Annotated in this window: 20 protein-coding genes; 2 read left to right on the top strand and 18 right to left on the bottom strand. The window is 46.0% G+C overall.

What is annotated here, in order from left to right:
• Positions 1-79: 79 nt before the first annotated feature.
• The 12 genes from rlmN to ACZYR9_RS21240 form a co-directional block, all read right to left on the bottom strand.
• Positions 80-1138, bottom strand: a complete 1059-nt coding sequence (rlmN, locus tag ACZYR9_RS21185; RefSeq protein WP_488980445.1) for a dual-specificity RNA methyltransferase RlmN — start codon at positions 1136-1138, stop codon at positions 80-82.
• Between the two features lie 167 nt (positions 1139-1305).
• Positions 1306-1761: a MarR family winged helix-turn-helix transcriptional regulator gene (locus tag ACZYR9_RS21190; RefSeq protein ID WP_488980446.1), complete on the bottom strand. Its 456-nt coding sequence runs from the start codon at positions 1759-1761 to the stop codon at positions 1306-1308.
• 153 nt (positions 1762-1914) lie between these two features.
• Positions 1915-2961, bottom strand: coding sequence for a Delta(5) desaturase DesA (gene desA, locus ACZYR9_RS21195; RefSeq protein WP_488980466.1), 1047 nt, complete (start codon positions 2959-2961; stop codon positions 1915-1917).
• 199 nt (positions 2962-3160) lie between these two features.
• A complete protein-coding gene (locus ACZYR9_RS21200) occupies positions 3161-3685 on the bottom strand; it encodes a gamma carbonic anhydrase family protein (protein ID WP_488980447.1) in 525 nt (174 codons plus the stop codon).
• A gap of 94 nt (positions 3686-3779) precedes the next feature.
• The gene (locus ACZYR9_RS21205; protein WP_488980448.1) at positions 3780-5477 is read right to left on the bottom strand and encodes an IlvD/Edd family dehydratase; all 1698 of its coding nucleotides are present in this window, start codon (positions 5475-5477) and stop codon (positions 3780-3782) included.
• Positions 5478-5623: 146 nt separating this feature from the next.
• Positions 5624-5869: an HPr family phosphocarrier protein gene (locus ACZYR9_RS21210; protein ID WP_488980449.1), complete on the bottom strand. Its 246-nt coding sequence runs from the start codon at positions 5867-5869 to the stop codon at positions 5624-5626.
• Positions 5870-5971: 102 nt separating this feature from the next.
• Entirely contained in the window at positions 5972-6376 is a 405-nt protein-coding gene (locus ACZYR9_RS21215; protein WP_488980450.1) for a VOC family protein, read from the bottom strand.
• 49 nt (positions 6377-6425) lie between these two features.
• Entirely contained in the window at positions 6426-7052 is a 627-nt protein-coding gene (locus ACZYR9_RS21220; RefSeq protein ID WP_488980451.1) for a fumarylacetoacetate hydrolase family protein, read from the bottom strand.
• A 36-nt stretch (positions 7053-7088) separates the two neighbouring features.
• Positions 7089-7874, bottom strand: a complete 786-nt coding sequence (locus ACZYR9_RS21225) for an SDR family oxidoreductase (RefSeq protein WP_488980452.1) — start codon at positions 7872-7874, stop codon at positions 7089-7091.
• 18 nt (positions 7875-7892) lie between these two features.
• A complete protein-coding gene (locus ACZYR9_RS21230) occupies positions 7893-8801 on the bottom strand; it encodes a dihydrodipicolinate synthase family protein (RefSeq protein WP_488980453.1) in 909 nt (302 codons plus the stop codon).
• A gap of 47 nt (positions 8802-8848) precedes the next feature.
• On the bottom strand, positions 8849-9571 hold the full coding sequence (locus tag ACZYR9_RS21235) for a FadR/GntR family transcriptional regulator (RefSeq protein ID WP_488980454.1): 723 nt from the start codon (positions 9569-9571) through the stop codon (positions 8849-8851).
• Between the two features lie 383 nt (positions 9572-9954).
• Positions 9955-12498, bottom strand: coding sequence for a transglycosylase domain-containing protein (locus tag ACZYR9_RS21240; RefSeq protein WP_488980455.1), 2544 nt, complete (start codon positions 12496-12498; stop codon positions 9955-9957).
• 237 nt (positions 12499-12735) lie between these two features.
• Here ACZYR9_RS21240 and ACZYR9_RS21245 point away from each other — a divergent pair, with 237 nt between their 5' ends.
• A complete protein-coding gene (locus tag ACZYR9_RS21245) occupies positions 12736-13533 on the top strand; it encodes a squalene/phytoene synthase family protein (protein ID WP_488980467.1) in 798 nt (265 codons plus the stop codon).
• Between the two features lie 99 nt (positions 13534-13632).
• Here the strand turns inward: ACZYR9_RS21245 and ACZYR9_RS21250 are convergent, their stop codons facing one another.
• A complete protein-coding gene (locus ACZYR9_RS21250) occupies positions 13633-14370 on the bottom strand; it encodes a LytR/AlgR family response regulator transcription factor (protein ID WP_488980456.1) in 738 nt (245 codons plus the stop codon).
• A 23-nt stretch (positions 14371-14393) separates the two neighbouring features.
• The gene (locus tag ACZYR9_RS21255; protein ID WP_488980457.1) at positions 14394-16421 is read right to left on the bottom strand and encodes a GAF domain-containing sensor histidine kinase; all 2028 of its coding nucleotides are present in this window, start codon (positions 16419-16421) and stop codon (positions 14394-14396) included.
• 378 nt (positions 16422-16799) lie between these two features.
• Here ACZYR9_RS21255 and ACZYR9_RS21260 point away from each other — a divergent pair, with 378 nt between their 5' ends.
• Positions 16800-17156 (top strand): response regulator, encoded by a 357-nt coding sequence (locus ACZYR9_RS21260; RefSeq protein ID WP_488980458.1) that lies wholly within the window; start codon positions 16800-16802, stop codon positions 17154-17156.
• Positions 17157-17284: 128 nt separating this feature from the next.
• Here ACZYR9_RS21260 and ACZYR9_RS21265 read toward each other — a convergent pair whose 3' ends face one another.
• The 4 genes from ACZYR9_RS21265 to ACZYR9_RS21280 all read right to left on the bottom strand — a co-directional run.
• The gene (locus tag ACZYR9_RS21265) at positions 17285-18055 is read right to left on the bottom strand and encodes an endo alpha-1,4 polygalactosaminidase (RefSeq protein WP_488980459.1); all 771 of its coding nucleotides are present in this window, start codon (positions 18053-18055) and stop codon (positions 17285-17287) included.
• 22 nt (positions 18056-18077) lie between these two features.
• A complete protein-coding gene (locus tag ACZYR9_RS21270; RefSeq protein WP_488980460.1) occupies positions 18078-19937 on the bottom strand; it encodes an HD-GYP domain-containing protein in 1860 nt (619 codons plus the stop codon).
• A 35-nt stretch (positions 19938-19972) separates the two neighbouring features.
• Entirely contained in the window at positions 19973-21742 is a 1770-nt protein-coding gene (locus tag ACZYR9_RS21275; protein ID WP_488980461.1) for a hypothetical protein, read from the bottom strand.
• Positions 21743-21760: 18 nt separating this feature from the next.
• Positions 21761-22346: hypothetical protein (locus tag ACZYR9_RS21280; protein ID WP_488980462.1), on the bottom strand; the 586-nt coding region annotated here is incomplete at its 5' end.

Consider the following 22346-nt stretch of genomic DNA (forward strand, 5'->3'; position numbering starts at 1 on the left):
CCCCCTCTATGATTTCGTTTTATTTGCATACGAAAAATGCGTACCCGCATGGATACGCATGTGCACTACCAATATGATTTTACACTGCTTTGATTTGTTTGCTCCTTAACTGTCCGCAAGCGGCATCGATATCGGTTCCATGCTCAAGCCGGACACTGCAGCTGATGCCCTGCTTTTTCAATGTATCGTAAAACACCCGTATGGATTCCTTCTCGCTTCTCTGATATTGGCTGTGTTCATCCACCGGATTGTATGGAATTAAATTCACATTGACAAGCGGCCGGCGATCGGCGATCAGGTCAGCCAGCTCCATCGCATGCTCCATCCGGTCGTTTACATCTTTCAGCAGGATATATTCCAAAGTAATCCGCCGTTTCGTTCTTTCCAGATAATAATCAATGGACTGCAATAATTGTTCAATCGGAATGGCGCGATTGATTTTCATGATCCTTGTCCGAAGCTCGTTGTTTGGCGCATGCAGCGAGATCGCCAGGTTCACCTGCAGCCGGGCGTCGGTAAATTCGACAATCTTATCGGCAAGACCGCTGGTCGATACGGTGATATGTCTCGGGCCGATGGCCAGTCCCTTGTGATCTTTAATTACGGTCAGGAAATCCACCAGGTTCTTAAAATTATCAAACGGTTCGCCAATACCCATCACCACCACGTGGCTCACCCGTTCATCCTTTTTCACTTGATCCAGATGAAGCTGTACCTTCATAATCTGTTCGACAATTTCGCCGCCCGTGAGATCGCGGCTTTTGGCCAACAGCCCGCTTGCACAAAAGCTGCATCCGATGTTGCAGCCTACTTGGGTGGTGACGCAAACCGACAATCCGAATTTATGTCTCATCATTACCGTTTCAATCAGGTTGCCGTCAGTTAGCTTGAACAAGAATTTGATCGTACCATCCGCTGATTCCTGTCTGATGTGTTCAGTTAAGGTTTGGATGACAAAATGGTCCGCTAATAGCTGGATACATTCTTTATTGACATCCGCCATTTCCGAGAAGTCCGTTACCCGCTTCCGGTAAAGCCAATCCCACACTTGCGCCGCGCGAAACTTAGTATGCCCGTGCTCCATAAGCCATGCTGTCAGTTGATCCAATGTCAATCCATATATGGATGCTTTATTCATTCGCTGCCCTCTTTTCAAAACGTTAAATTTCAGCCTTCTCTTGCTCCAGCGGCCAAACGGCTCATCACATGATTGTATTGTCCCAAATCTTTTTTATTCATACAAAGAGAGCTTGGCCATTATTCTTATGGGACCGAGCTAGACTCTCATTCCAATAGTACCACATGTTAATCGCACTTCTCTAAGTGGTTGAGGATCTGACCGTTCAATCGCAGCAATTCCTCAATATCTTTATGACTCATTTGCTTGAGCACCTTCGCCATAGCTTTATAAGAATTGGCATTTTGTATTGATTTTTGGGATATTTCCTTACCTTTGGCCGTTACGGTCAATTTGACCTCTCTCCTGTTGTCTTCCCGAATCTCGCGCTCAACCAGACCCGAATGAACAAGAGCATCGATGTTTACACTCATTGTACTTTTGGAAGACATCAGCCGTTCCGTCAATTCTTTCAAGGAAATACGGGGTGTCGAAACCAGAGTATGGAGTATGGCCATTTGCTGCACCGTGATCCCCATAGTAGCGGCATTTTTTTGCGAAAGCTTAACCGCTGCTTTATTGATGCTCCAGTAAGATTGCAGTACTTCGCCCGCAAGTTTAACCAGCTCATCCGAAGAATTCATAGGCATGCCCCGCTTATCATTCATTCATAGACAGTTCATTCATGAACAGTTTATAGATAAACAATATAGTTGTCAACTCGCAAATCATGGTGAGATACGCCATAAGAAAAAGAGGCATTCCATGGCGAATGCCTCTAATTGTTATCTGCAACTCTATACTTCCGCTTTATTCACTACTATACTTTGCCGCTGGGCCGTTAACCCTTTGATATCCTTGAATCCGACGAATTTCTTGCTGTGCTCGTCCCAGATCCGAAAGCGAAGGGACTGCAAGCTCGTTCGCAAAGTAATCGTTTGTACATCCTGTAATCTGCTGTTCGAATGATGAGCCCGCTCCAGGTAGTAGTTAGGCACCCGCGGACTCAGATGGTGAATGTGATGAAACCCGATATTCCCGGTAATCCAGTGCAGAACTTTGGGAAGCTTGTAGAATGAGCTGCCCTGCAGGGCTGCTTTTACGTAATCCCAATTTTCCTCGGTTTCATAGTATGCTTCCTCAAACTGATGCTGAACATAGAAGAGCCAGATTCCGGCTAAACCCGAAACAAGAAAAATCGGGCCTTGGATCAGGAGAAATTCCTTCCAGCCTATGGTCCAGCAAAGCAAGCCTGCGATCCCTGCAATACTAAGGTTCGTGATATACGTATTGATCCGTTCCCTTATACCGGCGCGCTTGCGGTTAAAGCGATAATCAATAAGGAAAATATAGATCGGCCCGATGCCGAACATAAAGAGAGGATTCCGGTAAAGTCGATAGATTAGCCGCTTCAGCCACGATGAGGACAAATACTCTTCCACCGTCAGCGTCCAAATATCTCCCGTTCCACGCTTACTCAGGTTGCCGCTGGTCGCATGATGTACCGTGTGCGTATGTCTCCATTGATAATAGGGGCAGCAGGTCAGAATCCCTGTTATGGTTCCTACCATTTCGTTGGCCATCCGGTTTTTAAAGAAGGATTTATGGCAGCAATCGTGAAAAATGATGAAAATCCGGACCAAAAACCCTCCGGCAACCACGGTCGCTGCAAGCGTAAGCCAATAAGAAATCGATAGACTCCAATAAGCGAGATACCAAAGAAGAAAAAACGGCCCCAGCGTATTGATGATCTGCCACACACTGTATGTCATATGCGGTCTTTCGTAAGGTGCAATATCTTGCCGCCAACTGTTGTCGTGTCCCTCGTGCTGTAAGCTTGAAATAATGATCCCTCTTTCTTCTTATCATTAGAAAAAAAATCAACCCAAACTATATAATACGATAAATTTCGGAATAAGTTTCAATTTTTTTTAAAAAATAAGCGGAATTCAAAAGAAAAACCGCTGGAGAACGCTCCGGCAGTCGATTCAGGTGCTGATATGCAGGATATTAATTCCATTTGAATCTATTTTTGCACTCAATTTATGTTGTAGTGTGAATATGCGCAGCCAGATATCTCCTGCCTTGCGCGACATAGTGTTCTGCAGAAGACTGTAATGATTCCCACTCCTGTTCCGACAGTTCCCTTACGACTTTCCCCGGGTTGCCCATCACCAGGCTTCTCGGGGGAATGACTTTACCTTGCGTAATCAAGGTATTGGCCGCAATCAAGGTTTGTTCTCCGATCACCGCATGGTTCATAATCGTCGAACCCATGCCAACCAATGCGCCATCTTTGATCGTACATCCATGCAGGATAACATGATGACCTACGGTAACCTCATTGCCTACGGTAAGGGGGACATTGGGGTCAACATGCAGAATGCTTCCATCCTGAATATTGGATCTGTCTCCAATAACAATAGGGGCATTATCTCCCCTTAGCACCGCATTAAACCATACGCTTGACTCTTTACCTATCTTGATATCTCCGATCACCATCGCCCCCGGGGCTATATAAGCACTGGGATCAAGGTCGGGATGATGGTTTTCCAATGAAAAAATCATAGGGCACGCTCCTTTATTTTTTAAACGTTTTAATTTATTTATACCAAGCCTTTAAAGCGTTTTCAAGTCCGTTGATGGATGAATGACCGCGAGTTCAGAGTCTTTGTCTCTCCTTTTCCTTGGGAAGAGAAAAATCAAAATCGCAGCCTTGATCCGCTTGAAGCACGTGCTGACGGTACAACCACTTATACCCCGTATCGGTAAATTGCGGCGGACTCCAGCTTTCTCTTCTCCTGAGCAGCTCTTCATCTGAGACAAGCAGCTCGAGAGAGCCTTGTTCAGCATCCAGTTCGATCCAATCTCCATTCTTAATTAATCCGATGGGTCCGCCTACCGCAGCCTCAGGCGCGATATGAAGAACTACCGTACCAAAGGCCGTACCGCTCATTCTGCAATCCGAGATCCTCAGTATGTCCCTGACACCCTGCTTAAGCAATTTCTGGGGGATAGGGATCATCCCGGCCTCCGGCATACCCGGAGCGCCAACCGGTCCGGCATTTTGAAGCACAAGAATATGATCCTCCGTCACTTCCAAATCAGCAGCATTAACGCGGTTTTCCATATCTTGAATGGAGGTAAAGACGACAGCCTGACCCTTATGCTTAAGAAGCTTCTTGTTGATCACCGCCTTCGGCTTCATGACCGCTCCGTCGGGGGCCAGATTTCCTCGCAGTACGGTAATTCCACCCTTGGTATGTAACGGTGACTCCAGAGATGTGATGATATGACTATAATGAGGATTCCATTGGACCCCTTTCAAATTATCCTTAAGCGTTTGTCCGGTAACGGTCAGTTCATCCATATGCAAAAGCGGGGATAATTCCTTTAAAACGGCAGGAACCCCGCCGGCATGATACAAATCCTGCATCTGATATTCGCCCGCAGGTCTTAAATTGGCGATAACCGGCGTGGTTTGACTCAGCTCCTCAAACCGGTCCAAAGTAAGCTGGATACCCAGCCTTCTTGCTATCGCAACCAAATGAATAACGGCATTGGAAGAGCCCCCGACAGCCATCAGTGTTCGAATGGCATTGTCAAATGCGTTCTCCGTCATGATATCCGAAGGACGGATATGATCTTGAACAAGCCGGACAATCGCCTTACCGGTTTCCTTGGCAAGTCTCATCCGCTCATTGACCGTAGCCGGTGCCGCCGCGCCACCCGGCAGCATCATTCCGAGCGCCTCGGAACAGGCCGCCATGGTGCTTGCCGATCCCATCACCATGCAGTGTCCTGCTGTCGGAGCAAGCTGCGCGTTGATTTCTTGGATTTCCTCCTCGTTGACGGTTCCGGCTTTATACTCCTGCCAGAAGAACCGGCAATCCGAGCAGGCACCAAGCGTTTTTCCATTATACTCTCCATTGTTCATCGGTCCGCCGGTAAACATAATTGCAGGTTTATTCGCACTGGCGGCTCCCATCAGCTGTGCGGGAGTCATTTTATCGCATCCGCCGATTAATACCACACCGTCAATGGGCTGAGCCGTGATCATCTCCTCGGTATCCATGGCCACCAAATTTCGATAAAGCATGGTTGTCGGACTCGTAAACATTTCGCCTATGGAAATCGTCGGGAACTCCAGAGGGATCCCTCCGCCCATAATCACTCCTTGTTTAATGGCATCCACCATAGGCTTGATGTGACTGTGGCAACGATTGATCTCACTAAACGTATTGCAAATCCCAATGATTGGCTTTTCAAAATCTTGCTCATCGTAACCAAGATGTCTCTGAAAAGCCATCCGTATGAAATGACTGAAGCCGGAATCCCCATAAGAAGTATTGGTTTTCATCCATATACCCTCCTCATGTAACCATGATATTGAACCACTGTATGTAACCGGTATCAACTATCTTTGTATACGTTAACCTCTTTCATTTAAAAAAGCCGGCCAGTCCTACCAACTGATCGGCTTTCACAACAGGAGTCCATACTTGATTACTCTTCAATAAGCTTAACCCTTAAACCATGTTCTCCAAGCACCTTCAGCATGGCTTCTTTCGCTTCTTCTTCATCCGGGCCATGAACATGAAGCTCGTGTTCTCCGGAGTCCGAAAGCGTAGTATACAATCCGAGCAGGCTTTTGGCATCCACAAACTTGTTATTGTACTTCAATACAATAGAAGACTTGAAATTATTCGCGGCTTGGACAATCCTTACCATGGTTTCTGCATGATTTGCCATATTTATTACCTCCCCAATAAAATGAAATCAGATCTTTCCATATTATATCATAATTCTCTATATCCCGAGCAGCCTCAAGATCGCAGCTAATCTCATAGGCCCCTACCCTTCAACTAGAGCTTCTTTGTTTCGCTGAACAAATTGAAGCAGCTCACGGTCCGGTCCATAGAAGAAGATGGTCTTTCCTCCGCCGGGAGCAGGATTGGGTTGTTCACTGTTGAATTGAATGCCTTTTTTGCGGTAATAGTCTATCGCTTCTTCGATATTGTCCACCGTAAAAGCCAAATGATTGACGATTCCCTTAGCGGAGTAATCCCCTTGCGGCTCGCGGTCTTGAATCAGCTCGATTTCAAAGCCCGGCTGATTGTCGTGATACAGGAATCCCATTCTTCGAGTAGGGTTTTCTCCTTTTAACCTCAGCTTATAGCCGAACATATCTCCATAATACGAGATCGAGGCTTCCAGATCGGTAACGATGATTGCTACATGCTCCGCTTTTGTAATCATTTGCTTCTTTCTCCTCATCTACATTTTTGGGAATCGTTAATCCCATGCTTTAAGACAATTTAATCGTACAATCGCCGAGCGTTTGTTCTCCCCATAATAAGGCCAGCCGGTCGCCGTCTGAAATCGGCCCGACGCCTTCCGGAGTTCCAGTAAAAATAATATCCCCTTCACCGAGACCAAAGTGCAGCGCAGAAAAATCAACGAGCGTTTGCAAATCAAAAATCATATGCTGAATATTGCCAAGCTGAGCCTGCTCCCCGTTCTTCAAGAGAGCAAAATCGGTTTGTTTACATTTTTCTACACCCGGAAACGCAATAAATTTACTCAGAACGGCCGAATTGGGAAAGCCTTTGGCCAAGAGCCAAGGATAGCTTTTTTTCTTCAGCTCGCTTTGAACATCGCGTAAAGTAAAGTCAATGCCTACGGCCATGCCGTCCACAATATCGTCGACCTTGATGCCTTTTTCATAGGACTTGCCGATCCGGATGACCAGTTCAACTTCATAATGAACCGATCCCCGAGCCCCTGGAAGTACAACCTCCTTCCCGTCCGCTTCTACAAGCGCATGGGTCGGCTTGGAAAACAGAAATGGAGATGCGGGCACTTCATTCTGCAATTCCTTAGCATGTAAAGCGTAATTCCGGCCCACACAATAAATGTTTCGAATCGATTTCATGGATGACACCTCTTGGAATGAATTAGTTGAAATAAGTCAGATCGATTTGATCATGCCGCCATCGATGAGAATAGAGCTTCCCGTAACGTAGGAGCTGGCATCCGAAGCAAGGAAGGTAACGACTTTGGCAAACTCCTCCGGCGTACCATATCGGCCGAGAGGGATTTGCTGCTTGGACTGTTCCTCCACCTGCTCGCGGGTTTTCCCGGTTTTTTGGGCCTTCAAATCATCCAGGAACGCCACACGGTCGGTGGCAATTCGTCCAGGCGCAACGGTATTAATGAGGATATTATAAGGTGCAAACTCCTCGGCCAACGTTTTCGTTAATCCTACAATGCCCGTGCGGAACGTGTTGGACAGAATTAATCCCGGTATCGGTATTTTTATGGAAGAAGAAGCCAGGTTGATAATACGGCCGCCTTCCTTCTTCAAATCAGGCAGCACTTCACGGATCACCCGAATATAGCTTAACAGATTCAACTCGAAGGCTTTCTGCCAGTCCTCGTCCGTAAACTGCTCAAAAGTGCCTCCGGGCGGTCCTCCCGCATTATTAATCAAAATATCGATTTTTCCAAAGGTATCCCTTGTTACCTGAACAAGCTGTTTAATGTCTTCCGTTTTGGTAATGTCTGCAGGATGGAAGTCAACCTTTCCTGTACCCAAGCGCTCAAACTCGTTTTTGACGGCCTGCAGTTTTTCCGGGTCACGGCTGGTCAGCATGACATGGGCGCCTTCCTTCACCAGTTCGGCGGCGATCGCTTTGCCCAGGCCTTGACTGGATGCGATGACAAGAGCCACTTTCGTATGTAAGTGTAAATCCATGCTTCCATCTTCCTCCCGTTAACGGATGTGTATTTTTTGGGATGCTTCCATGTAGGACAGCAGCGTTTCTAATTCCTCTTGATGGATCTGGTCCAGCGAAGGACCCGGATGCCGGAGCACCGCATGGGTGATAACCCCTCTGCGTTTTAAAATTTCTTTTCGAATCGCAAGTCCGATTCCGATCTGCCCTTCATAACGAATCAATGGACTGGCTTCATAGAAGACGGTTCTCGCCTCTTCTATATCCCCATTCTGAAAGCGCGTATAAATATCGACCAGAATTTCAGGGAAAGCAAAGCCCGTCATGGTGCCAGAAGCTCCGCGTACCAGTTCTTCCAAAAAGTAAACGCCTCCGAGACCGCCAAAAATGCCTATCTCCACATGCTTTAACAAAGATTTGGTACGGGCAAGCTTCTGTGGAGTTGGAGCCTCCTCCAATTTGATATACTTGCAGCTCGGAATTTCAGTACACACCCTGGCAAGGAATTCAGGAGGCATCAGCACTCCGCTAAAATTCGGTTCATCCTGAACCACGATCGGAGCGTTAACTCCGACGGCAATCCTCCGGTAATACTCGAATACCGCATCCAAATTTTTTACATTCATCGGCGGTGCCAGCATGATCCCGTCCGCGCCTAGTTCCATCGCTCTTTTGCTGTAATACACAGCCAGATCGGTTCCGCCTGCGCTTGTGCCTACCACTACAGGAATACGGCCTGCCGCTTGCTCCAGGACGGTTTGAATGACGGTGTCTCTCTCGCGCTCATTGAGCTTATGCGCCTCGCCAAGAATGCCCAGGATCGTAAGGCCGCGAACACCCTTTTCGATGTTAAACTCCACTAACCTGCGAATCGATTCCGTATCTACCCGCCCTTCTTGATCAAATGGAGTAGCCAGGATGGCAAAAACACCTTTGAACTCTTTCAATTCCATCGTCTCCCGTTCAGCGTAGTGTGAACCATTACAAAGGCTGTTTACTTTTCTATATGAAGTTCATGGCTCCAAATTTTCGTTTCATTCTTTTGCAGATGCTCCAGCATAGCCAACCGCGCTTCTTCCGGGTTCCTCGCTTTCAGAGCTCCAAGAATCCGTTCATGCTCCTCGTGCGCTTCTTCAAGATAATGCACCGATAGTTCCCTGGACTGTTTTTTGGAAATTTTGATCGCTTCCAGAAATCTGGCCGAAATCGAATCGAAAATGGATTCATAGATCGAATTTCCGGAGGACATGATAATCAGATAATGAAACCGGAAATCCTCATCCATACCGATTCCTCCATTGCGGTTCGTTTCGATGAGCTGCAAATGCGCGGCCTCAATCGCCTCAATCTGCTCATGGCTTGCCCGTTCGGCGGAAAGGGCGGCGGCCTCCACTTCAATCGCCCGTCGAAACTCCAGAATTTCTCTTAGCGACTGCTCCCCCACAATCAAATTATTCGTGATTTGATCGACAAAGGTACTGCCGGTAACCTCTCTTAAAATACTGCCTACTCCGGATTTTTTCTCCAAAATCCCTTTGGCGGCCAAAACGCTAAGTGCTTCGCGAACGGCGGTTTTACTGACCTGAAACAGCTCCACCAGTTCATTTTCCGACGGCAATTTGTCGCCAGGCTTCATCCCCTCTTTTTGAACATATTGAATAATCTGCGATACGATTTCTTCATAGAGGTTTTTTTTCCTGATGGATTGGAATGTCATCGCATTCACATCCTTATTAACTTTATAATTTATGATGGTAGCACCACGATATTCATTCAAATTCAAAAATTACAGTTCAACATTATCATATGGCTTGCTTTATGTAAACGCTTAATTCTTATTGATAAATTAAAATCCCCTCCCGTGATCCAAATGAAAAATCGTACATGCCGACATTTCATTTGGATACCTAAAAGAAGAGGATGATCCTGCTGTAGCGGCGATTTATTGAACCAACCGGAAGCGCGATTCCAGCGGCTGAAATTCCTTATCCCCCGGTTCCGCCGTCTTCTTGCCGAAAGGCATTTGTACAATCAGCTTCCGTTGTGCGGAGTATTCCATGTTTTCTGTACACCGCCGTCGATCAGAGGGTTTCGGTTTTGTTATTCATCTTTTGAAGCCTCATCGGCTTCCGACGTCTTTGAGTTATCAGAGCTGCTTACGTCCTTAGTTTTGCCGCTGCCCTCTGCAGCACCTGTTATCGTACTGCCTGCCCCGCTTGTCACCTGAGGTTTAGCCGGCGGTTTAGCCGCCGTTTCGCTTGTTGAAGCATTTGCTGCAGCCGCGGCATCGCCTTTTCCTGTCTCGTCCGGAACATCAGGAGCACTGTCATCCTTAGCCGCTCCGCTGTTTCCGTCAGCACCCGCCGATCCTGCCGATTTGCCGGAAACGTTGACCTTGCCCGCCGTGTTTTTGGATTCTGCCGCCGGCTTTTCCGCGTCTGAGACCACCGGCTGTTCCTCCTCTTGAGAGGCATTATTCGCCGCCACTGCGTCTTCCGCCGGAACCTTAGGAATATCCTTCGCCGGATCTTCTACAGCAGCCACAGGCGTATCCTCCGCTGCCGTCGCTACATCTAAACTCTCTTGCACAACCGCATCCGGCACAGGCACAGATTCCGTTTGAGCCTGGTGCTTCTTGCGCTTTTGGGACATCATTGCGTATAAAGCTTCCTTATCTCCATTAATAAGCCTGTTACCTCCAACGATAGGCTTATAGGATTTGGGCGGCTCAAAACGCTTGACCGGCGTACCCTGCAAGGCCTTGCTTACCACAAGCTTGAACAAGGAGGCCGGATATCTGCCTCCGGTTGTATTGAGATAACGCTCTTTGTTGGTTCTTTCATAGCCCAGCCAAACCGCTGCGACAATATCCGGCGTGTAGCCTACAAACCATGCATCTTTAGAGCCGGACAGCTGGTTTCCGTACCTGTCCTTGAATTCCGGGGCATCCGGAAGCTGGGTCGTTCCGGTTTTTCCCGCAACAGGACGATCCATCCGCGCATTTTGTCCTGTCCCTTCATTCACTGCCTTTTCCAGCATCTTTGTCATCGTGTAAGCAATGCCCGGATCCAGTACAGGCTCAAGTACCGGATGAGCTTCCCGGCCCACCAGCCGCCCTTCTCTGTCGGTTATTTTTGTAATGGCATAGGCCTTTGCTATTTTTCCTCCATTAGCAAACATCGTGTACGCTTGAGCCATCTGAAGCGGTGACATTCCCTTACTTGTGCCGCCCAATGCAATACCGAAAACTCTGTCCGAATCCTGCAGCGGAAGACCTGTTTTTTTGGCAAATTCCATGCCTTTTTGGATACCGATTTCCTTAAGCATCGCTACGGCCGGAATGTTATAGGATTCGATCAACGCTTCCTCAAGCGTGACCCAGCCATGAAACTTTTTCATATAGTTCATGGGCTTGTATCCTCCGCCGAAGTCCGTTTCCGCATCGTAGATGAGATCCTTTGGCCCAAAGCCCTCGATTAATGCCGGTGCATAAACCAGAATCGGTTTAAACGTCGATCCGGGCTGACGCTCGTTTTGCGTAGCATAGTTAAATTCCCTGAATTGATGATTCGGATTTCTGGACCCGACAATGCCAAGCAATGCGCCGGTTTGAGGCTCCATCAATACAATGCCGCTCTGCAGCCCGCCCTTATCCTCAGGGAATAAAGAGGGATTCCTGTATACTTCTTCCGCCGCCTTTTGCACCTTCGGATCCATATTGGTATAAATGTGCAGGCCGGAAGACAAGATTTGCTCCTCTGTCAAACCGTATTTTTCAATCGCTTCATTGATGACATGATCAATATAAGAAGAGTAATACTTCGGGGTCTTATCCGCCGTTCTCTCAAAGAGCCTGATCTCTTCCTTTTGCGCTGCATCCCGTTCTTGCGCTGTAATTTTCCCCTGTTCGGCCATCAGGCTTAAAACCAGGTTTCTGCGTTCTTTGGCTTGATCGGGCTTTTTGACAGGCGAATAATGCGTCGGTGATTTAGGAATTCCCGCCAACAGCGCACTTTCGGCTAACGTCAGCTCTGAGGCATCCTTATCAAAATACATTCTGGCGGCACGCTGCAGCCCCCAAGCCCCTTCGCCAAAATAGATATAGTTCAGATAACGCTCTAAAATTTGCTCTTTCGTATATGTTTTCTCAATTTTGATTGCAGCAACGGCTTCATTAAGTTTTCTGGTGTAGGTTTGCTCCGAGGTGAACAGCAGCGTTTTGGCAAGCTGCTGAGTAATGGTGCTCCCGCCTTGTACGGTGTACCCCGCCTTCAGATTGGTGTAAAAGGCACGCGCAATGCCATAATAATCGAGTCCGTTGTGCTCATAAAAGCGGGCATCCTCCACGGCGATTACAGCATCCAGTATGGTCTTGGGGAAGTGATCCAAGGACATATACTCCATCTTGGCATTGGTAATTTCCGTCATGGCTTCTCCATGGCGGTCATAAAAAAAAGTAGACCGGGCAGCCTCCTTGTCCAATAAAGAAATATCCATGCCGCGGTACATCGATTGATACATATTCCATAACATCGTCAATCCCAGCATTCCTGTCACAGCCAGGAAGATCGTAAACAGCAGGATGAAAACCTTGATTTTAGAGACCTTCTTCGGTATCTCTTCCGTTCCTTGTAATGGTTCCATCAAGCAATCCCCCGTTTTTTCTTACATTTTTATTATTTTACTTACCACAAAGCGGGAGAGATCAAACAGAAGAGCCTGAAAACTTCCATCTCCGATATTCAACAGATCGCTGGTTTCAGAATTCGTCAAAAAGTAGTAATATAGAACATGACAAGCATAATGAAGTTTAGACAACATCATCAGTGGAACAGAGAATAGTTTTTTGGAGGGTAGTTCGTGAACAAAACGAATGATTTAATGAGTGATGCCATGGAGATGCTGGCTGCAACCAGCCGGACCTTTTATATTCCGATCAGCGGCTTGGTTCCGGGTCTAAAGGAAGCGGTAGCATCCGCTTATTTGTGTATGCGGGCGATTGATGAGATCGAAGACCATCCGGGAATGGCTCCGGAAATAAAAATAAAGCTGCTTCTTGGAATTAGCAAGCACCTGAACGAGCCTTCCGAGCTCGAGTCTCTTTTCTCTGCATATCAACAATCGCTCGATGAGGTCAGCCTGCGTATTAGTGACTGGCTCGAGCTTTGTCCGCCTACCATTGCCCCGCGCGTCTCGCAGGCAACAGCTATGATGTCGGAGCAAATGGCTGAGTGGGTGGAGCGGGATTGGAGCATACGAACGGAGGAAGACCTGGACTATTACACCTACTGCGTCGCTGGAGCGGTTGGGGAGCTTCTTTCCGATCTTTGGCTGTGGCATGACGGTACGCAAACGGACCGCGTCAAATCGGTTGCCTTCGGCCGAGGACTTCAGGCTGTAAATATTCTTCGAAACCGTATTGAAGATTCCACCAGAGGCGTGAACTTCTTCCCTGATCATTGGGGAATGGATGAAATGTTCGCCTACACGAAGCGTAATCTGAAGGTGGCTGATGAGTATATTGCAGATATTCCAACAGGGCCGATTCTCGATTTCTGCAGCATTCCGTTGGCGCTTGCACATGCTACCGTTCATGCTCTGGCTGCAGGTGAAAACAAGCTGAACCGGGCAGCAGTATTGGAAATCGTAGATAAGCTGACCGGAGGAGCAAAATCTTAGGGACTCATTAGAGGATTTGAGGAATAGGGATGGCAGGGGCATGTTGAAATAATGGCATGCTCTTTAAGCTGGCTGAAATAAGCCGCGGCGGGTGAGGGATTACTGCAATCGTTTTATTTTTTGCTGCAAGTCTTCAATTTTCAGTTTGGACACATGTGCATACTTGTCCGTGTTCGGAAAAAATGCCAAATACGTTTGATTGATGGCTTTTATTTGAGATATTTGGGTTATATTCAAAATGTAAGAACGGTGAGACATAAAGAACGTATCTTCACGCAATTGTTTCATTAATTCCCCGATCGCTTCATTGGTTGTATATGTTTTTTGAGGCGTATAAATGTGGCATTTCTTCCCTATCTTCTCTATGAAAATAATATCCTGTTGAGGAATATAGAAATAGTTGTTATTATCTTTGATAAATAATCGCTGTGTACGATTCGTCGCTGCTTTTTCCTGCAAGGTAACTTGCCTTCTGATTTTCTTTACTTTTTCCAATGCGGTATAAAGTCTGGTTTTCTCGATGGGTTTCACCAAATAATCTAAGGCCGATAGCTCAAAGGCTTGAACGGCATATTCATCATAGCTGGTGATAAAGATGAATATGAGGTCGCTTTTAATCCTCAGACAGGAGCGTATGGCTTCCATTCCGTCCAGTTTAGGCATATTAATATCCAGCAGGATCACATCGGGATCGGTTTTCATGACGGAATCAATTAATTCTTCTCCATTTTGACATTTGTCTACAATTAAGAAATCGGGAAGCTGCTCAATAAAATATTGCATGATGTCCAATGAATCTTCGTTATCGTCTACAATAATCATTCGAGCCTGTTCCACACAACCCGACCTCCATTTGCTAACTAAGATTGAAGTGAATTCATATCGGAGAGCGGAAGAGTAAACCAAAAGCTGCTGCCTTCGGCTTCTTTACTTTTTACACCAATAGAACCACCCATCATGGACACGAAGTTTTTGACCAGTGCAAGCCCGATCCCCGTGCCTTCAATATTATGCTCCGGATGATAAATACGATAAAACGGTTCAAAGATTTGTTTGAGCTTGTCTTTAGGTATACCTATTCCCGTATCCGCAATACATATTTTGATATGCTTGGGCTTGAGCTTGCAGTGAACGGTTACTTTACCGTTGGGATTATTATATTTGATGGCGTTCGTGATTAAGTTAATTAATATCTGCTTGATCCTTGTGAAATCGCCCTTCACATAGATATCTTGTCCGGCATTGATTTTATTTTCAATGGAAACTCCTTTAGCTTCGGCGATCGGAAGCAAGAGTCTCATGCTTTCTTCAATGACCTCCTGCAGATTCACATTCTCCAAGCTTACTCTAACTTTACCAGATTCGATTTGAGAATGTTCTAAGATTTCATTTATCAAATGGATTAAATGACGTCCTGATTTCAATATTTTTAAAATCCTGTCCTTTTGGATGTCATTTAATGAGTTCTTACTGTCATCCAGCATAATTTGGGAAAAGCCCAGAATTGAATTTAAGGGCGTTCGAAGCTCATGACTCATCATGGATAAAAATTCGGATTTGGCCTTGCTGGCTGTTTCAGCTTGTTCCTTTGCTTCAATTAAAGCCTTTGTTATTTTATCCTTTGTCGTAATATCCCTAAAAATGATGAGGTGGTTGCCGGGAGTAATCTCTTTTGTCGATGAATATTCGATAAGCCTCTCGGTTCCGTCTTTTAAAGTAATGTTAATTACACGTTGTGATTTTCCCAGCTTTATAACCGAAAAAAACTCCTTTAGATTCTTCGCTAGAATATCTTCCCGTTTCACCCCCAGCTTATGACATGCAGAGGGATTGGCATTCAAGATGTTTCCTTCCGTATCGATCAGCATAATGCCGTCTAAAGCACCCGTAAAAATATCTCTGAATTTCTTTTCGCTTTCCTCAAGCTTTTGAAAGTTTGCAGAAAGCTCAGTATTTGTATTCTTAAGCTCTGTAATTAAAAAAGTCCGCTCCAATGCCATGGCCACTTGATTGCAAATGGTTTCCATTAGTTCTATTTGAATTGTACTGAATTTTGCCCGTTTAGATGACCCAAAAGATAAGGTCCCGATCATTCTTCCGTAGGAAAATAGCGGATGGCATGCATAGGCTTTGATGCCTAAATCCTTAAGTAAGCTAACTCGCTGATCATTGGAATTCTCAATCTCTTCAACAACGAATCTTTCGGTTTTTTGAGCCACGTAACCGCAAACCGCCTCACCCATTTCAAGCCATTCAATCTCTTTAGCCGTATCTTTATCGATCCCCGAATAATTCATCAACCGGAGCTTTCCTATTTCTTTATCGTAAATGTAATTGAAGTATACATCCAAATCCAGAAAATCCGATAATTCATTAAACAAAGAATCCAGCAGTTTTTTGGGCTCTTCATGACTGATAATATGATTCGCCGCTTCGGTAAGAAGAATGAGCTTAATATGATTCTCTTGAATTTTATGTTCTACTTCTTTTTGGGAGGTAATATCGCGAATAAGTGCGGATACTCCGTTTGGGTTGGGGAAGAGTTTAACATCAATCCAATGGGAACATGTACTTTGGTAATGGGACTCAAAGTGCACTGTTTTCTGTGATTGTCTCACCATGCTCAGTTCATGCTGAAATTTAGAGCTCAAATCCTTGGGAAGGACTTCCCAGAGTTCCTTTCCAGTACTGTCCTTATGAGATTCAAGAAGATTTTTGGCCGAAGAATTTGCAAATTGAATACGATCCTGATGATCCAACAGGAAGAAGCCGTCGGAGAGACTGTCCAGCAAACAACTGTGGTCACTAAAACTTACACTGCTCGGCTCAGGCATAGAATCCCTTCTTTTACTTAAATTACTTGTGATAGTAGGAAAAAAAGCCAGCAAAGTTTTGCCGCCTTTTAAAAACAACTCTTAATTATATACTGATATGCACGAAATGGAAGAGCTCAAGTTTGATATGATCAATTACAGGATCGAATTGTGCGTAATTCTCCGCGAAAAGAATGAATCCAGTGTAATACCCTTCTCTTGATATGTCATCCGGTACAATGTTCTAGTCCTTTGGGACTCCTACATTTTGCAAATATGCCTCAAAAGTCATCAAATGATGTCGAAGTGTGACAAAAATGGCCTCGATATCTTCAAAATCGGGATTGAAATTACATCATAGCGTTCGACTAAACCCATAGGTAATCGCTATGATAAATATATTCTACAAAAGGCATATCATATGTTTTTTGCATGTTGAAGGCGGGATTCCTCATGGCAACCATCATAATCGCGGATGACAATAAAGGTATCCAGATGCTTCTTAAAGAAATCGTTACCAATGCCGGACACGAAGTGGTAGCTTCATTCAATAACGGGGCGGATGCTTTGAACCATTATTTCAAATCTAAGCCAGATATTATGATATTGGATAATCTGATGCCGAATTTGAATGGAATACATGTTGCCCGACAGATTTTACAAAAGGATTCCTCCGCCAAAATCATCTTATGTACCGCCAATCACGAGGAAATTAACGATCTGGCAAAACAGCTTGGTTTAACCCTCATACCTAAGCCTTTTCATCCGGAACATATCGTACAATCGATTGAATTCATATTAAAAAAATAAAGATGGATATTTTTCATGTGATTGAAAACAAAACGTTCAACATCCATAACAGCAAGCCGGCAGCTTAGCTTTGAGCACATCGGGCCGGCGGTTCTTTACAAGGAATGCGCCGCGGCGAATCTGAGCAGCTATATATATTGATCCGAAGCTTCATAATAGAGAAATTCATGTTTGTCCGCAATGGTTTGAGCCATAATTCCTGCCGATGGCTTCCGCTTTGTTTCGTTCGCTTCATGCAAAAATAAGGCTCTTATCCCATAGCGTTCTTTAAGATTTACGATCCGCGTTAATACGGATTGGCACCACTCCTGGCTTTCTTTATAAGAGAATAGGGGATTCTCCCAACAGATTCCGTCAAGGTAGCGGGCCGTATGAACGCATAAGCGCTCCAAACCGTTGTTTTGTATAATAACATGATGAGGAAACGATTCACGAATATCCCGCGTGATCTCCACGGCCCGTTCGATTTGAAGCTGAGCCTCAACCGGAGGAATGTCGGGAGACTCTACATTCCCGATAGTATCCATAAAGATGCCGTCATACCCGTCATGAAGCAGAAGCTTTCCAACCTGATAATGAAGCAAGCCCTTCCAGCGTTTGGATTTCAGATCCATGACATACGTATCAAAGGACCCTTTGTATACGGTCTTTCCGTTGATCTTCAGAAAATCCTCTTCCTTCAGCCTGCCGAACATCTCGTGAAACGGTCCCTGCTCCATGACGGTCACATAACCGATGACCAATGTACCCGATTCTTTCAAGGATTGGATATCCTGTGCGGTGTGAGCGCTCGGCTCCACGATAGCTATATCATAATTGGCCAGTTGACTGATCCGGCCGCGTCCATAATATAGGGTAAAGCTGCGCGCCTCCTGAAACATCCTTCTCCGGTTTCTCATCCCTTTGATCCCTCCGCAGCGATCATGCTCCACTTGCCTTCACTTCGTGTCTTGTTACAAATTCCGTACGAACGATACACGTTTCGCAGCTTTTACCGTGTGCATGACATAAATTATTTTCAACCTCCCAGCAGGGAACATCCCTCTTATAATACACAGGGCACGATTGGCATATGCTAGAAGGCACACACAGAACCTCTGAACATGTTCCCATAGGACGCCCGGCTACAGATGGATTCAATCGTTTTTTATTCAACCACTGAATAAACACCTGAACGATTTTCTCGTCCAGCTGCGCTCCCGCTGCTGACTCCAAAGCATCCAACGCCTGGTTTAAGCTGAGGGCTTCACGATATTTTCTGCCCCCGACCTTGGCCAAGAAGGTTTGTACTACAGCAATAATTCTCGAGCCTACCGGAATCTCTTCGTCCTTCAAGCCTGCAGGATATCCGTTTCCGTCCATTCTCTCATGATGATGCAGGATATAAGAAGCCAGCCTCTCATTGCCTGTCGCTACATTGACGATGGAGGCCCCCACTTCCGAGTGAAGCTTCATCAGCTCGTATTCTTCATCCGTATATTTGCCTTCCTTCTCAAACAATTCGCTGGAGAGTCCCAATACTCCGATATTGCTGAGATAAGCGGCAAGAGCGATATCCTTGATCTCATCCTCTTCCAGTTCAAGCTGTCTGGCGATACTCACGGAGTAAAGACTCATCAATTCGGAATAGCCGACCGTATAGGGATTTAAATTGTCCAGAAGCCGGGTGAGCATCTTGAGGATATCGAGGTACGCTTGCGAAAACATCTGCAGCCCCGACTGATATCCCATCACGGTTTGAACGTGTCCCATCATGGTGTTCAGAATCATTCGGGTCTCCCGTTCACGCATCAGCCTTCCTTCTTCAAAATATAAGACAAACACACTATCCTCCATCGCTTCAAAGCGGTAGACGGCCAGCGTCTCCATACCCGCACCCGCAAAATAGGGAGGCAATTGATAATAGGTCTCATCGTTGCGTTTGATAAAATAAAACGGCTCGCTGCTTACAAAAGAATAAATGAATGCCAGCGTTTCTTTATCCGCATCAAGCTCTTGTACGGTCTCTGCGTCCAATCCCGCCTGCATCGTCATCTGAAAGGTCCCGTTAATCTTTTGAAAAAAGAAGCCTCCGGAAGCATGAATGGACCGGATGCACAGCTTAATCATCATATCCATCATCGTCTTCCAGTCCATCGAGATGCTGCTGATTTGCTGCAGGGCTCTCCCCGAGGCCACAACAACCTGCGCTTGCGAACGCGTATGCTCAACGGTAATTAATCCATCCAGCAGATGACTCATCTGTTCACTCAGCACTTCCAATTGGTGAAGCTCTTTCTTTTTCATTTTTTCCAGCGGACCGACCAGAATGAGTCCCTTATCACCAACCGGAATAAAAAATAGAGGGACGTCTCCTTCAACCACCTGTTTCATTTCGTACACTCTTTTGGATACCGGCAGAGATAAGGGATTCATATAGGTATCGCTTTGAAATTCCAGCAGGCCGCTGTAGGAAGGACGGACGTTGCCAAAATCCTTTGACAAATAGCGGACTGCTTTCAGCACGTAATTTTGCTTCTTATTATCCAGAATGTAGAAGGTATAGGAGGGAGCGTCGACAACCCATGAAACCAGCTCCAGCAGTCTGGCCAGATTCTCTTCCAAGCCTTTGTCCGGATGCACGGTTTTGTACATGTCCTTGACCAGAGCAAACTGGCTTTCCAGTTTCTTTAGCTTCTTTTTATTCACCCAATAGAATAGAATCGCTGCCGCAGCGACGATGGTGACTACCGCAGCTAGCAGCCCGATTTGATTCTGGCTCCAAACCCCGTTAACATTCATATACTCCCCTTCTCCCCAAATGTCCTTTTGGATTCCTATCGGCCCCGTTCATGTTCAAAATGATAGATCACGATGTTTTCATCCTCGAAATAGATTTCCATTTCCGGATGGAGGGCATAGTATCGATCCAGCCAGCTGCGCAAATCCCCTCTTTCCTGCTCCCATCTTGAATACATAGGGCTGAGATGTGCGGCAGCCAAATCATCGTTCACCTCTCGAAGCCTCTTTTCATAAAAAATAAATACGTCGGAAGGAATATTCAGATCCGGCTCTGCTGCGCCGTTTCGGATCAAGCCCCATTTGGACGCAGCATAGTTCTGCACGAATTCATGAATATTCATATGGTACCCCCTTCCCCTTGCCATGGCAGACCATGAATCTTTTCCTACAATCATCCAGGATCGCGGACCCCATTCTTTACTGATGGTCAGATACTGCTCTGCCGCCTCGTCCCAGTCTACCTTCATAGGCTGGATAGGTTGGAAGGAGGTAAAATAACCGCTTATGCCGATCACCAGGATGACAAGGCTCGGCTCCAGCCACTTCTTATAAGCATATCCGTTAAGACATTGTGCTAAATAATGCCATACGAAGCCCGCGGTGGCACTGATGACCAAAGATAAGAACGAAGGGGCGGCGGTCAATATATATGGATCGGCAGGGTTGAGTTGAAACATTTGGGCCAACATGGTATGTACCGTCTTTCCTGAAACGAACCCATAGAGAAGCGGAAGGATCGAAACGGCAGCAGCCGCTGCCCATGACAGGAACACCTTCGTGATAGATGCGCCGCTTTTTTTCCTTTGGGTCACGATGAGAATGAGGATTACCATGAACATCCCGGCGGCAAGCTGCAAAAAAACGACGGGGTCGATCAGAGCGATCGCTGTCGTGCCGGCCATCATCGTCAGCCAAGCATCCCTGTTCATTCCCCTAAAATATAAAACGAGAAAATACAGAGTAGGCAGATAAAATACGTACGCAAACGTTCTCGGATCTGCCTCGGTTTGCCACTCCCGGTAATGCGGATCGATGTATTCGCCAAGCAGGGCAAACACGATCACACCGGCGATCCCGCTGAACCTGCTGCCGGTTAATCGGGAAAGGAAGAAATACAGGCCGAGCATGATGAGGATCAAGGAAAGCGGCCCGGTATATTTGGAAATATACAATGTATCGAGCCTGGCGAATTCTTGAATGCCGGCCCAAAACACGTAAAAGCCCTGATATACGATGCCGTCGCTGAACAGCATATTGATACGAACATCCTTAATCCAATGCAAAAGGCTATATCGATTCCCAAACGATGGGGCGGCATGGAATAAAGCATCATAAAAGCGGATATATCCGGCAAGAGCAACAATTCCGAGCAGGCTGCAGGTTCCGACCACTGTGTAAGGCGTTGACCAACGTTTGCCTGCAAAGTCTTTTAGCTGTGCAGCCAATTGCCTGGCATAGGTATAAACCACCTGCTTCAGCTGATATTTTCCGTCAAAATAATCATAAATCAGGGCTTCGAAATGGGATACGGAATCTTCCAATCCGCCCTTCTTTTGGCGCATGGCTTGGATACGAATACCGATAACCACGAGAAGAAAGGCGATGGACATCGCTTCAAATAATTTCAATATCGCCAATGTATAGCCCAAGGCAAGCAATATAAAACTCATTTTTAGGAAATGAGAAGCGATTTTCTCCATCCCATCAGGATACGGGTTCCGGAAGAAGATCCAAGGTACAAGGAACAATATCGTCAGAAAGGATATCAAAAAATGGAGGATCGGCATGAATTGTTCCGTTAGCATAGTGAGTTTCCTCCATGGTCAAGATGCCGCATACATATAGTAATCTAATTTGTTCAACACCGAATACACCTGACGAAAGGATAAAACCGCAAACACGATGGAAGCCGCAAGAAAGCCCAGCACGGCATATTCATAGCCAAACCATCGGCTTAATACAAATCCGGTCATGACATTTACCAGAAGGGCCGGAATGATGGCCTGGATTACTTTTTGCGGCTGGGATAATGAAAACAAGGTGACCACGTTCATCAATGCCACAGCCAGGAATACATAACCGATCAATGAAACCATAAATACAGAATGCGTTACCGGATTTTGATAGATGACCTCTCCCATCGCCGGATTGAAATGATTCATGAAGATTCCTACAGAATAGTATAATCCGGTCGCGCTGGCAATCGAAACGATCAAGATGAACACGGCACGCACAATGTAATCCTTGATGTATTTACGATTCATTTTATCGATGTCTTGTCCTAAATAGGGCTTGCTGAACGGGTCACATTTTACGGCATCACGGGCAAGCGGAATGCAAGGGTCGACCAGAGCCATTGCAAAAAAGGCAAAAAGAGAACCCGGAGTCTCTTTTCGAGGTTCATGACCA

It is taken from the genome of Paenibacillus sp. F024 (assembly GCF_057814255.1).